Below are 12,366 nucleotides of genomic sequence, written 5' to 3' on the forward strand. Positions count from 1 at the left end.
ACCAAGCCATCATGGCCCACCCCAACGGACAGCACGCCCGCCCGTGATCGCCCGGTGGCAGGCAACGCCGGTTCGGTGGCTGTCCCCGCGACCCGCCCCGAGCGCAACCCCGCCCCCACGGTCGTCCCGATCCCCGCTCCAGGACCCGCGCCATCCCCGGCTCCCGGCAAGGTCTACGGCGGATCTCCGCAGTCCGGTCCCGTTGGACCCACCGCTCCCCCAGCTCAGCGAGCCCGCACGACCACCCCACCTACCGAATACGGTCGTCCGGCCACTCAGCCAGGGGAATACGGCCGCCCCGCCGACACCACGCCCACCGAATACGGCCGACCCGCTGACACCAGGCCCACCGAGTACGGCCGACCCCGCAGCGCCCCCCAAGCTCCGCAGCCGGCCGAGTACGGCAGCGCACCGCCCCGCCGCCGCAAGCGCCCGATCGCCATCCTGGTCGCGCTTCTGGTGCTGCTCGCCCTGCTGGGCGCCGGCGCCACAGTGCAGCTGACCCGTTCCCTGCCCGACGCCACCCTGGCCACCACCGTCGCGTCGACCATGCGCATCCCCGGTGACGCCCCCAAGCTCCCCTGGCCCGACCAGGGCTCGGCCGAACTCCTCATCGAGGGCCTGGGCCGCCTCGGTGGCTCCGGCACCGACAACGCCGCGCCCATCGGCAGCGTCGCCAAGGTCATGACCGCGTACGTCATCCTGCGCGACCACCCCCTCACCGGCGACGAGGAGGGCCCTTCACTCACCGTGACCGCCGCCGATGTCGCCGACTATCAGGCCCGCATCGCCAGCAACCAGTCACTCGTGCCCGTCCGGGTCGGGGAGAAGCTGACCGAGCGGGACGCCATCGAGGCCCTCATGCTGCCGTCGGCCAACAACATCGCGCACCAGCTGGCGATCTGGGACGCCGGCTCGGAGAGCGCCTTCGTCGGCAAGATGAACGACGCCGCTGCCGACCTGGGCATGACCGCCACCCGCTACACCGACCCCAGCGGTTACCTGCCGACGACCGTCAGCACCGCCCCCGACCAGGTCAAACTGGCCCGGGCCGCGCTCAAGTCGAAGGTTTTCGCCGAGATCGTCGCCCTGCCCAGCGCCACCATCCCGGTGGCCGGCAAGATCCGGAACTACAACGACCTGCTCGGCGTGCAGGGGGTCTTCGGCATCAAGACCGGGTCGACCGACGAGGCCGGCGGCTGCCTGCTCTTCTCGGCCCGTCTCACCGTCGGCGGCCGCAAGCTCACCGTCGTCGGGGCCGTCTTCAACCAGCCCGGCCTGAACACCCCGGAGCAGCTGGCCAACGTCAACCAGGAGGTCCGCGCGCTGCTGCGCGCGGTGCGCCGGACCGTGAAGCAGTACACGCTGCTCCCAGCCGATCAGGTGGGTGAGATCCGGACGGCCTGGGGCGCCACCAGCCCCGTACGCCCGGCCACCCCGCTCAAGGTGGTCGGCTGGCCCGGCATGAGCGTCCCGCTGGAGGTCACCACCTCGGCGCCCGGCGCCTCGGTGACCGCGGGCCAGCCGGTCGGATCGGTTCAGGCTGCCGGCGTACGGGTCGACCTGCGCGCCGACACCACCACGCCCGACCCGACCCTGTGGTGGCGTCTGACCCGCACCGGCTAACGGTAGAGCGAGCGGAGGACGGCGTCGGTCACGGCGCCGTAGAGCAGGTGGGGCAGGGCGTCGGTCAGCCAGTCGCCGGCCGACCAGGTGCGGGGGTCGGTCACGTCCAGGGCGGCCATCGACAGGTTGGTCGAGGCCATCGCGGTGGCGCCGATCAGGGCGGCGCCCAGCGGGGCCGGTGGCCGCACGCCGGCCCGGCGGAGCACACCGAAGGCGACGCCGATGCCGACCCCGGTCACGATGCCGGTCAGGCTGGCCAGGCCGGCCACCCGGTGTTCGCGGGTCTCGCCCTCGCCGGGCACCGAGACCGGCAGGTGCTCCTCGATGGCCTCGACGGTCTGCTCGGGTGTGCTGCTGCTCGCGCGGCCGCGGACGGCCATGTCGAGATAGGTGACGGCGTTGAGGGCCGCGGTCCCGGCGGCTCCCGCCGCCGCGCCCGCCAGGATTCCGGTTCGCATGGGATCAGCCGTGCCCGGCGAGCCCGGCCGCGAAACAACGCGGAACAAGCGGGCTCAGGCGCGGTTCACCAATACGCGGCCGAATATCACCGTGATCACGCCGGCCAGGACGACCGACAGCAGGCCCACGCGCAGGCTGGTCTGGTCGGCGATGAGACCGACCAGCGGCGGTGACAGCAGGAAGCCGCCGCGCAGCAGCCAGCTCACGATGGTCAGGCCGGTGCCGGGCGCGAGCCCGGGCAGCTCGTCGGCGGTGTGCATGGCCGCGGGCACCAGGGTGGCCACGCCCAGCCCGGCCAGCGCGAACCCGGCCAGCGCGCTCGGCACCGACGGCACCGCCAGCGCCGCCCCCATGCCGATCGCGGCGAGCGCGCTGCCGGCCCGGACGACCGTACGCTGGCCGAAACGGTCGACCACCCGGTCGCCGGCCAGACGGCCGACGGTCATCGCGACCTGCATGGCCACGACGGCGAGGCCCGCGGTGGCCGCGCCCGCCTTCAGGTCATCGCTCAGATAGAGCGCACCCCAGGAGGCCCCCGCGTCCTCGACCAGCGCCCCGGCCGCCGCGAGCACGCCGAGGGCGGCCAGCATGCCCACCGCGGCCCGGGTGAACGAGCGGGACACCGGCGTGGCGTCCTGATCGGCGACGCGCTCGGCGTCCTCGGCCCCCGGCAGCAGGAAGCGGAAGGCGACCAGGGCGATCGCGCTGAACAGCACGGCCGAGACGGTCAGGTGTACGCCGATCGGCACCGACAGGCCGGCCGCGGCCGAGCCCATCAGGCCGCCGAGCACCGCGCCGATGCTCCAGACGCCGTGCAGCGAGTTGAGGATGGAGCGGCCGTAGAGCCGCTGGACCCGCAGGCCGTGCGCGTTCTGGGCGACGTCGATGATGGAGTCGAGGGCGCCGACGACGAACAGCGCGCCCGCGAACGCCGTCCAGTGCGGGGCGAACGGGATGATCAGTGTGGCCAGGGTCAGCAGGACGATGCCGAAGGAGGCCGTACGGGCCGACCCGAGCCGGCGGATGACGGCCCCGGCCAGCAGACCGGCCAGCAGGGCGCCGACCGGCATCGCGGCGATGGCCGTGCCGAAGAGCGCGTTGGAGACGCCGAGGTCGGCTTTGATCTGCGGATAGCGCGGCACCACGTTGAAGAACACCGCGCCGTTGGTGAGGAACAGCGCGGCGACGGCGGCCCGCGCCCTGCGAGCCTGCCGCGTGGGGGCGGCAGCCAGAGTCGTCATGCGGACGAGCGTACACACGCTATGTACGCTCGTACACAGCGAACGTCAGGTGTGAGCGAAGCCATGCAACGCCTGCTCGACGTCGGCGTCGGTGAGCTGACCGAAGGCCTCGTAGAACTGCCCGACGGCGCGGAAGCCGGCCGGCTCGCTCAAGCAGATGGTGGTGTCGGCGTCCAGCGGGATGCCGGGCGCGCAGACCGGCGCCGCGAAGACCACGCGCGCGGGATGCCGTCCCCGGAGCCACGCGATCGCCGCCCGGGCCGTCACCCCGGTGGCCAGCCCGTCGTCGACCACCACGACCTCGCGGCCGGTCGGGTCCGGCGCGGGCCGGTCACCGCGGTACGCCCGTGTGCGCCGGCCCACCTCGGCCCGCGCGGCGGCCACCGCCTCCGCGAAATCCTCCGGCCCGAAGCCGCGGTCGAAGACCGGTGGCCCGTCCTCGGCGATCGCCCCGGCCCCGACCTCGGGCCGGCCCGGCTCACCGATCTTCCGGACGATCACGACGTCGAGCTCGGCCCCGATCCGGGCCGCGACCCGGACGGCGACCGGCACGCCCCCGCGCGGCAGAGCGAGCACGAGGGGCACCGGACCGGGATGTTTCGGCACCTGGGCCGCGACCGCCTCAGCGAGCTGGCGACCGGCATCGTCCCGATTGGCGAAGATCGTCATGGTCAGGGGGTACCCCCGCGGCGTCGGCCCTATACGTCCGACCTGCGGGCCGCGAATGCCCGCGGTACTTTCCGGCCGGGTAGCTTCGGGGCGTCGGATCGCGGGCATGCGAAGGGTCCAGGAGGCGACGATGAGCGAGGCCCAGGTGGACCCCCGGCGGCGGGTACCGCGTACCGACGCGGTGCTGGCCGATCCCCGGCTGGCCGCGGCGACCGGCAGCGAGGGCCGGGCGGCGGTGAAGGCGGCCGTCGTGGGCACGCTTCAACGCGTACGGGAAGGAAAGCTCGACCCGGCTGAGGTCGTCGACGCCGTGCTCGCCGCCCTGCCCGGCGGGTTGCGGCCCGTGCTCAACGCGACCGGGGTCGTCCTGCACACCAACCTCGGCCGGGCCGCCCTCTCGCCCGCGGCCCGCGACGCCGTGGCCGCCGCGGCCGGGCACACCGACGTCGAGCTCGACCTGGCCACCGGCCGGCGCGCCAAGCGGGGCCGCACCGCCCTGGCCGCCCTGCACCGGGCCGTCCCCGCCGCGGGCGACGTGCACGTGGTCAACAACGGCGCCGCCGCCCTCGTGCTGACCGCCACCGCCCTGGCCGCCGAGGGCCGCGAGATCATCGTCAGCCGCGGCGAGATGGTCGAGATCGGCGACGGATTCCGCCTGCCCGATCTGCTGGAATCCACCGGCGCCCGGCTGCGCGAGGTGGGCACGACCAACCGCACCTCGCCGGCCGACTACGAACGGGCGATCGGCCCGGCCACCGGGTTCATCCTCAAGGTCCACCCGTCGAACTTCGTCGTGCGCGGCTTCACCAGCTCGGTGCCGATCACCGAGCTGGCCGCGCTGCCGGTCCCCGTCGTGGCCGACATCGGCTCCGGCCTGCTGGCCCCCGACCCGCTGCTCCCCGACGAGCCCGACGCCGCGACCACGCTGGCCGAGGGGGCCGACCTCGTCATCGCCAGCGGCGACAAGCTTCTGGGCGGACCCCAGGCGGGCCTGCTGCTGGGCGCGGCGCCGCTGATCGAACGCCTGCGCCGGCACCCGCTGGCCCGGGCCCTGCGCGTCGACAAGCTGACCCTGGCCGCCCTGCAGGCCACGCTGACCGGCCCGGCCACGCCGACCTGGGAGGCGCTGCGCGTCTCGCCCGAGGCTCTCCTGGCGCGCACCCGGCACGCTCAGGCCCTGCTGGCCGAGGCCGGCGTCGAGGCCGACGTCGTCGCGTCGGAGGCGGTCGTCGGTGGCGGCGGGGCGCCCGAGCTGACGCTTCCGTCGTGGTCACTCTCCCTGCCTTTCCCGTACGCGTCACCGCTGCGCGCCGGGGCGACCCCCGTGGTGGGCCGGGTGGAACGCGACCGCCTCCTGCTCGACCTGCGCTGCGTGCCGCCCTCGGCCGACCACACTCTGGTCGACATGGTCGTCGCCGTGGCCGGACCGGCGGGCTGACGTGCACGTCCTGGCCACCGCCGGTCACGTCGACCACGGCAAGTCGACGCTGGTGCGCGCGCTCACCGGCATGGAACCCGACCGGTGGGCCGAGGAACGCCGCCGCGGCATGACGATCGACCTGGGCTTCGCCTGGACCACGCTGGGCTCGGGCCGGACGGTCGCGTTCGTCGACGTGCCCGGCCACGAGCGTTTCGTGCCCAACATGCTGGCCGGCATCGGCCCCGTCCCGGCCGCGCTGCTGGTGGTGGCGGCGGACGAGGGCTGGATGCCCCAGTCGGCCGAGCACCTGGCCGCGCTGGCCGCTTTGGACGTACGGCATGGTCTGCTCGTGGTGACCCGGAGCGACCTGGCCGATCCCGGCCCGGCCACGGCGCAGGCGCTGGCCGAGATCGCCGCGACCTCGCTGGGCCAGGTGCCCGCGGTCGCCGTCAGCGGTCTCACCGGCGCCGGCCTCGACAACTTGCGGGCCGCGATCGACGACCTGGTCGACGCCTTGCCACCGCCCTCCCTCGACGAGCCCGTGCGTCTCTGGATCGACCGCGCGTTCACCGTCAAGGGCGCCGGCACCGTCGTCACCGGCACGCTGGGCGCGGGCGTCCTGCGGGTGGGTGACGAACTGGCCCTGGGCGACTCGGTGGTGCGGATCCGCGGCCTGCAGTCGCTGGGCCGGTCGGCCGACTCGGTCGAGGCTGTCGCGCGGGTGGCCGTCAACCTGCGCGGCACCCCCCGGGACGACGTGAGCCGGGGCGACGCCCTGCTGACTCCCGGCCGCTTCCGCCCGACCGAGCTGATCGACGTACGGGTCCACGGCGACCCCACCGCGGCCCTGCCGTCCACGATGACGCTGCACGCCGGCTCGGCCGCCGTCCCGGTGCGGGTGCGCCCGCTGGGCGACGACACCGCGCGTCTGCGCCTGGCCCGCCCGCTCCCGCTGCGGATCGGCGACCGGGCCCTGCTGCGCGACCCCGGCCTGCATCACGTGGCCGGCGGAGTCACCGTCCTCGACGTGGTGCCACCTGGCCTGCAGCGCCGGGGCGCCGCCGCCGCCCGAGCGGCCACCCTGTCCAAACTCGACGGCCACCCCGACCTGGCCGGCGAGCTCGCCCGACGCCACCTGATCCGGGCGGCTGACCTCGCCGCCATGGGCGTCCCGTTACCGGACGAGGCCGGGCCGGCATTCCGTTCCCCCACGCCCGCCTCGCCGAAGCCCGTGGCGGGGCCGGGCGGCGCGCCTGGCCATGACGCCCGATCCCCGTCCGTCGTCACGCCGGTGGTCAACGACTGGTATGCCGACCCGTCATTCTGGGCTTCGCTGCTCGACCGGCTCCCCACCGAGGTCGCGGCCTACCTGAAGGAGCACCCGCTCGAGCCCGGCATGCCGCTGGACGCCCTCCGCCACCGCCTCGCCCTGCCCGACCGTGCCCTCGTCACGGCGCTCCTGCGCCCACCCCTGTCCACCCGCAACGGCCGAGTGGCGACCGCCGTCGCCGGCCCACCCGCCGAGCTGGTCGCTCTGGTCGAGCGCGCCTTCGACGGCCTGAGCCCCTTCGCCGCCCCCGAGGCCCACGCCCTGACCGAGCTGGGCCTGGGCCCCCGCCAGCTGGCCGCCGCCGCCCGCACCGGCCTGGTCCTCCAGCTGGCCCCCCAGGTGGTGCTGGCCGCCGGCGCCGTCGAGCAAGCAGCTCAGGTCCTGGCCACCCTCCCGCAGCCGTTCACGCTGAGCGAGGCCCGCCGAGCCCTGGACACCACCCGCCGGGTGGCCGTCCCGTTCCTGGAGCTCCTGGACCGCCGCGGCATCACCCAGAGGCTCCCGGACGACCGTCGCCAACTGCGGCCGTGACCTCCACCTCCAGCACCGCCCCCGGCAGGAACAGCCGGCTCACCTCGACGGTCGTGCTGGCCGGCGGTTTCCGGCCCGGTGCCGGGAAGAGCCGCCGCCGCACCGCGCCGTAAGCCGGCAGGTCATCGAGGTCGGTCATGAACGTCCGGAGGAACAGCACATCCCCGAGCCCCGCGCCATGGGCAGCCAGCAGCGCGCCGACGATCTCGAAGATCCGCTCGGCCTGCGCCCCCGCGTCCCCCGGCGCCACCACCGCCCCGGCGTCGTCCACCGCGACCTGCCCCGCCAGCTGAAGCAGAGCCCCACCGGGCAGATCGATCCGAGCGACATGAGCGAACCGGTCCCCGAACGGTGCCCGCCACCGAGGCCGGATTGTCGAGCGTCATCTTCACCATGCCGGCGACGCTAGGCGTGGTGATGCCATGCCACCAGCGAATGTCGAGCATGCCTGCCATGCTGTGCAGTCATGGACACGGTTCTGCTCGATGTCTTCCGCACCGTCGCCCACCTCGGCTCGATCACCGCGGCCGCCCGCCGCCTGCAGTTCACCCAGTCAGCCGTGTCCCGCCAGATAGCCACCCTCGAGGCAGAACTGGGCACCCGGATCTTCGACCGTCTCCCTCGAGGCGTGGCCCTGACCGAGGAGGGCCGCACCCTGCTCCCGCACGCCGACGCCATCCTCGACCGCCTGGCCGCAGCCCGCCGCGCCGTCGACGACCTGCACACGCTGAGGGCCGGCCGCCTGCGGGTGGCCGCCTTTCCGACCGCCGTGGCCGCGCTGGTCCCCCGCGCTCTCGCCGCCTTTCGCGCGGCCCACCCCGAGGTGGCGGTCAGCCTCATCGAGGGCCTGACCCCCACCCTGCTGGAACGCCTGGCCACCGGCGAAGCCGACGTGGCCGTGGTGAGCGAGTCCCCCGCCGGCCCGATCGACACGACGCGCTTCGACCTGCACCACATCCTCGACGAGCGCCTGCTGGTGGCCGTCTCCCGCACCCACCGCCTGGCCCGCCGCCGCACAGTCCGCCTGTCCGAACTGGAAGCCGACTCCTTCGTCGCGGGTTCCGCCCACGCCGAGGAGACACTGCTGCGAGCCAGCCTGCCCACCGGCTTCCGCCCCCGCATCGACATAGTCGCCGCCGACTGGACCGGCAAGCTGGGCTGCGTGGCCGCCGGCCTCGGCATAGCCCTGATCCCAGCCTTGGCCATGCGCTCCAAACCCGCCGACGTGGCCCTGCTACGCCTGCACCCCGACGACGAACCCACCCGCCGCATCCACGCAGCCGCCCGCGCCGGCCACACTCCCCCACCCGCCGTGACGTCGTTCCTGCCCCTGCTGAAGGAGTCCCTCGACCCACTGTGGTCCCGCTGAGAAGGCCGGCTTTCAGGCGCTGTCGGCGATGGTGAACAGCCTCTGCCGCGAACGCTCGATCAGCGTCGTGAGCAGGTGGATGTGCGTGTCACCGAACGCCTCTTCGAGCAGCACATCCTCGTCACCCACGAGGTTGGGGTACGCCTCGTTCTCGGCGCGCTCGTCCAGGATGGCGTTCCGCTCGGCACAGAGCGTGCGCAGGTTGTCGAACTCCGTCATCCCCTCGACCCGGTCACTGCCGGGACGGGACGAGCCGGAAACCAGCGCGGCGTAACGCGCGTTCAACAAGCGCTGCGCCTCTTCCTCCGAAGTCCAGGGCGTGCCATAAAAAACCTCGGTGGTGTCCTGGTCGGGTCCGATCAGGAGAAGACCCTGGCTTCGGCCGAGAAAGTCGTTCTCCATCTCCGAGAAGACGCGCAGTTCAGTCAATTCGATCATCGTGTGCTCCTTGGTTCAGGGCGCCCGCTGTGGGCTGGGAACCACGCTCGCACAGGCCTCTTGAACCTGTTTGCGCTAGAAGGCGAAGACTCGGGCGCGCGGAGACCGGCAGAACAAATGGGACGGAGAAATGCGGTCGTCCCATCACGTCTGGGCGAGCCGGAGCCGACTGTCCGATAATCCATGACGAATTCATAACGGTCCGCGGAATCGCCCGCAGACCCGATGCCGTAATCCCCGATAAAGCGCGACAGCGATAAAGCGGAGGCGGACGGGAATCGAACCCGCCTGACCCGGGTGCCGGGTCACACCGGTTTTGAAGACCGGGAGGGGCACCAGCCACCTGAACGCCTCCGGGGTCGACGATAGCTGTTGCTTGCGGGGACGTGGGTGGCGGCCAGGGCGTGATCCTGAGCGCCCCGAGGGGCGGGGTGATCACGGGCGTGCCAGAGTGGTCGGTGTGACTGCTGTTGATGCGACTCGGCTGACCCAGTACGCGCACGGCGGTGGCTGTGCCTGCAAGATTCCGCCCGGTGAGCTCGAGTCCGTCGTGGCCGGGCTGGTCGGGACGGGGTTGCCCAAGGGGCCGGGTGAGCTGCTCGTCGGGCTGGATGACGGGGATGACGCGGCCGTGGTGAGTCTGGCCAACGGCACGGCGGTGGTGGCTACGGCTGACTTCTTCACGCCGGTGGTCGACGACGCGTACGACTGGGGGCGGATCGCGGCGGCGAACGCGCTGTCCGACGTCTATGCGATGGGTGGGACGCCGGTTGTCGCGGTCAACCTGCTGGCCTGGCCGCGGGATCTGCTTCCCATGGAGCTCGCGGGTGAGGTGCTGGCCGGGGGGCTGGCCATCGCGCGGGACGCCGGCTGTCACCTGGCCGGAGGGCACAGCGTGGATGACCCGGAGCCCAAGTACGGTATGGCGGTCACCGGCATCGCCGACCCGCACCGGCTCTTGCGCAATGACGCGGGTGTGGCCGGGGTGCCGCTCACGCTCACCAAACCGCTGGGCATCGGGATGCTCAACAGCCGGCACAAGGCGACCGGCGAGGTCTTTCAGAACGCGATCGACACCATGGCCACGCTCAACCTGGCGGCGTCGGTCGAAGCCCTGCGGATCGGGGCGGTCTGCGCCACCGATGTGACCGGCTTCGGGCTGTTCGGTCACCTGCACAAGCTGGCCCGGGCCAGCGGGGTCACGGCTCGCCTCCACGCAAGCGCGGTTCCCTACCTGGATGGTGCCCGCGAGGCCCTGCGGGACGGGTACGTCAGTGGGGGCACCCGCCGCAACCTGGACTGGGTCCGGCCGCACCTCGACAGCGACGTCAGCGAGGACGAGTTGCTCCTGCTGGCCGACGCGCAGACCTCGGGCGGACTGCTCGTGGCCGGTGAGGTGCCGGGCTACCCGGTCATCGGCGAGCTGATCCCGGCGCGGCCGGACGGGACCACGCTCGAAGTACGGTCCTGACCGCGAGCGCCGGGCACGGCGAGCCGGCGCGGGGGTTGACTTCGAGTGCACTCGAACTGCGAGGCTGACACCCATGGCTAACGGACTCACTGTCGGCGAGGCCGCGGAAACTGTCGGGCTCAGTGTGCACACGCTGCGCTGGTACGAGCAGGAGGGCCTGGTCGCGCCGATCGAGCGGGACAGTGCCGGCCGGCGGCGGTACTGCGACGACGATCTGGGCTGGCTGCGGCTGCTGATCCGGCTGCGGGGCACCGGCATGCCCGTGCGGGACATGCGCCGCTACGCCGAGATGGTGCGCGACGGCGACCACACCGTGGGCGACCGGCTGCAGCTGTTCGTCGAGCACCGTGAGCGCGTGCTGGCCCGCATCGACGAGTTGCAGCAGGACCTCTCGATGCTGGACATCAAGATCGCCCTGTACGGCGAGATGGACCGCGCCCAGCAGGAACGGCAGGGCGACGACTTCCAGCGGGTGCGGCACGAGCTGGGACACGATGGACTGACCGCGCCGGCCCGCTGACCGCGTTCGCGGCGACCCCCGGCGAAAGAAGCGACCCGCGAGACAGCGACCCCGCGAGACAGCGACCCCGCGAGACAGCGACCCCGCGAGACAGCGACCCCGCGAGACAGCGACCCCGCGAGACAGCGACCCCGCGAGACAGCGACCCCGCGAGACAGCGACCCCGCGAGACAGCGACCCCGCGAGACAGCGACCCCGCGAGACAGCGACCCCGCGAGACAGCGACCCCGGCGAAGCAAGCGACCCGCCGAGACGAGCGACGCGCCGAACTAAGGCCCGGCGAGACTAAGACCCGCTGACTTTCTTGCCGCCGGCTTTGTTCAGGCCCTCGCGCTGCGGCACGACCGTGTAACGCGGGTCCTTGGCCGACTCGACGCCGCCCTCGAACACCCCGAACCGGGTCAGCACCGAGCCTGCCAGCAGCGACACCCCGGCCAGGGCCGACACGACCCGGCTGCGACGACCGACCACCGCACCCACCGCGCCGGCCACCGTCAGCAGCCGCGCCGCCTTCAGCAGCTTGCCCGGGCGGCCCGTGGTGTAGGGCTCGCTCAGCAACCCGTACCCGTGCTCGACCCGATGCCCGGCGACGAGCTCGACCGCGGCGCCGGCCAGGGCCATCCGCCGGGCGGGCCGACCGGGGGCGGCGATCAGCCCCACGGCCGCCCCGCTGGCCAGGGCGCTTCCGGCGAACATGAACGGCAGGTCGGGATAGACAGCGTTCCAGCTCGGCACCGCCGTGTCGGCGAAAAGCACCGCGGTGTACGTGGCCAGCCCGGGAGCCAGCACGGCGGCGCCATACCCGGCGGCCGCACCCACCGGCGGCAGCACTTTCCGAGCTAGTCCGAGCACCCCGTGGGCGGGCAGGAACGGCGCCACCTCGGCCACCGCCGCCACCCCGGCCGCGCCGCCGAACAAGCTCAGCAGCCACGTACCCATCGACATCGGCGACGTCGGCTTGGCCACCCGCAGCATGTGGTGGAAGCGGTCCGGTCGCCCCAGGTCCTTGATCAGGAAGAAGGTGCTGGCGCCGAGCGCACCCAGCGCCGTCGTCCGGCCGGCGACCCGCAGCACCGGATCGCCGGTGGCCTGGCCGCCCGCCGCGAGTAGCGCCGACCCGGCGGCGAGGCCACCGGTGAACAGGTAGATCGCGATGTCGTGGGTCCACACCGGAGGCCGCACGATGGGCCGCCCGTAGTAGGACTGGAAGTCGGCCTTGGGCACCATCGACCGGTCGCCGCCACCGCCGCGCTTGCCCTTGCGCCGCCCGGCACCGTCGCCCCCGGAGGAAT

Annotated in this window: 12 protein-coding genes and 1 tRNA gene; 6 read left to right on the forward strand and 7 right to left on the reverse strand. The window is 73.2% G+C overall.

The features are described 5' to 3' along the window. Window positions 1–54: 54 nt before the first annotated feature. The gene (locus NAG42_RS41460) at window positions 55–1,626 is read left to right on the forward strand and encodes a D-alanyl-D-alanine carboxypeptidase family protein (RefSeq protein ID WP_250038015.1); all 1,572 of its coding nucleotides are present in this window, start codon (window positions 55–57) and stop codon (window positions 1,624–1,626) included. Here NAG42_RS41460 and NAG42_RS41465 read toward each other — a convergent pair. Genes NAG42_RS41465 through NAG42_RS41475 form a run of 3 tightly spaced genes read right to left on the reverse strand, consistent with a single transcriptional unit; the run spans window position 1,623 to window position 3,995 of the window. Continuing rightward, entirely contained in the window at window positions 1,623–2,084 is a 462-nt protein-coding gene (locus NAG42_RS41465; protein ID WP_250038016.1) for a hypothetical protein, read from the reverse strand. The genes NAG42_RS41460 and NAG42_RS41465 overlap by 4 nt on opposite strands. Before the next feature lie 54 nt (window positions 2,085–2,138). Further along, window positions 2,139–3,326, reverse strand: a complete 1,188-nt coding sequence (locus tag NAG42_RS41470) for an MFS transporter (RefSeq protein ID WP_250038017.1) — start codon at window positions 3,324–3,326, stop codon at window positions 2,139–2,141. A gap of 45 nt (window positions 3,327–3,371) precedes the next feature. Beyond that, window positions 3,372–3,995: a phosphoribosyltransferase gene (locus NAG42_RS41475; RefSeq protein ID WP_250038018.1), complete on the reverse strand. Its 624-nt coding sequence runs from the start codon at window positions 3,993–3,995 to the stop codon at window positions 3,372–3,374. A gap of 106 nt (window positions 3,996–4,101) precedes the next feature. On the opposite strand from NAG42_RS41475, the gene selA reads away from it, so the two are divergent. Next, window positions 4,102–5,433, forward strand: a complete 1,332-nt coding sequence (selA, locus tag NAG42_RS41480) for an L-seryl-tRNA(Sec) selenium transferase (RefSeq protein WP_250038019.1) — start codon at window positions 4,102–4,104, stop codon at window positions 5,431–5,433. Between the two features lies 1 nt (window position 5,434). Beyond that, window positions 5,435–7,276, forward strand: a complete 1,842-nt coding sequence (gene selB / locus NAG42_RS41485; protein ID WP_250038020.1) for a selenocysteine-specific translation elongation factor — start codon at window positions 5,435–5,437, stop codon at window positions 7,274–7,276. On the opposite strand, the gene NAG42_RS41490 is transcribed toward selB, so the two are convergent. Then, window positions 7,233–7,547: a RidA family protein gene (locus tag NAG42_RS41490; protein WP_250038021.1), complete on the reverse strand. Its 315-nt coding sequence runs from the start codon at window positions 7,545–7,547 to the stop codon at window positions 7,233–7,235. The genes selB and NAG42_RS41490 overlap by 44 nt on opposite strands. 195 nt (window positions 7,548–7,742) lie before the next feature. On the opposite strand from NAG42_RS41490, the gene NAG42_RS41495 reads away from it, so the two are divergent. After that, a complete protein-coding gene (locus NAG42_RS41495) occupies window positions 7,743–8,645 on the forward strand; it encodes a LysR family transcriptional regulator (RefSeq protein ID WP_250038022.1) in 903 nt (300 codons plus the stop codon). A 12-nt stretch (window positions 8,646–8,657) separates the two neighbouring features. On the opposite strand, the gene NAG42_RS41500 is transcribed toward NAG42_RS41495, so the two are convergent. After that, window positions 8,658–9,083: a hypothetical protein gene (locus NAG42_RS41500; RefSeq protein ID WP_250038023.1), complete on the reverse strand. Its 426-nt coding sequence runs from the start codon at window positions 9,081–9,083 to the stop codon at window positions 8,658–8,660. Between the two features lie 261 nt (window positions 9,084–9,344). Beyond that, a tRNA-Sec gene (locus tag NAG42_RS41505) sits at window positions 9,345–9,438 on the reverse strand. A gap of 105 nt (window positions 9,439–9,543) precedes the next feature. Between NAG42_RS41505 and selD the strand changes: the two genes are divergently transcribed. Further along, on the forward strand, window positions 9,544–10,554 hold the full coding sequence (selD, locus tag NAG42_RS41510) for a selenide, water dikinase SelD (protein ID WP_438872521.1): 1,011 nt from the start codon (window positions 9,544–9,546) through the stop codon (window positions 10,552–10,554). A gap of 73 nt (window positions 10,555–10,627) precedes the next feature. After that, window positions 10,628–11,074, forward strand: a complete 447-nt coding sequence (locus tag NAG42_RS41515) for a MerR family transcriptional regulator (protein ID WP_250038025.1) — start codon at window positions 10,628–10,630, stop codon at window positions 11,072–11,074. Between the two features lie 285 nt (window positions 11,075–11,359). Here the strand turns inward: NAG42_RS41515 and nrfD are convergent, their stop codons facing one another. Beyond that, complete coding sequence (gene nrfD / locus NAG42_RS41520) at window positions 11,360–12,301, reverse strand: NrfD/PsrC family molybdoenzyme membrane anchor subunit (protein ID WP_250038069.1); 942 nt, start codon at window positions 12,299–12,301, stop codon at window positions 11,360–11,362. Between the last annotated feature and the right edge of the window lie 65 nt (window positions 12,302–12,366).

The sequence above is a fragment of the Paractinoplanes maris genome (assembly GCF_023544465.1).
Lineage (GTDB): Bacteria > Actinomycetota > Actinomycetes > Mycobacteriales > Micromonosporaceae > Actinoplanes > Actinoplanes maris.

Coding starts and splice junctions, on each gene's coding strand:
- NAG42_RS41465 (WP_250038016.1), bottom strand. CDS start 2,084: ATGCGAACCGGAATCCTGGCGGGCGCGGCGGCGGGAGCCGCCGGGACC.
- NAG42_RS41470 (WP_250038017.1), bottom strand. CDS start 3,326: ATGACGACTCTGGCTGCCGCCCCCACGCGGCAGGCTCGCAGGGCGCGG.
- NAG42_RS41475 (WP_250038018.1), bottom strand. CDS start 3,995: ATGACGATCTTCGCCAATCGGGACGATGCCGGTCGCCAGCTCGCTGAG.
- selA (WP_250038019.1), top strand. CDS start 4,102: ATGCGAAGGGTCCAGGAGGCGACGATGAGCGAGGCCCAGGTGGACCCC.
- NAG42_RS41495 (WP_250038022.1), top strand. CDS start 7,743: ATGGACACGGTTCTGCTCGATGTCTTCCGCACCGTCGCCCACCTCGGC.
- NAG42_RS41500 (WP_250038023.1), bottom strand. CDS start 9,083: ATGATCGAATTGACTGAACTGCGCGTCTTCTCGGAGATGGAGAACGAC.
- NAG42_RS41515 (WP_250038025.1), top strand. CDS start 10,628: ATGGCTAACGGACTCACTGTCGGCGAGGCCGCGGAAACTGTCGGGCTC.
- nrfD (WP_250038069.1), bottom strand. CDS start 12,301: ATGGTGCCCAAGGCCGACTTCCAGTCCTACTACGGGCGGCCCATCGTG.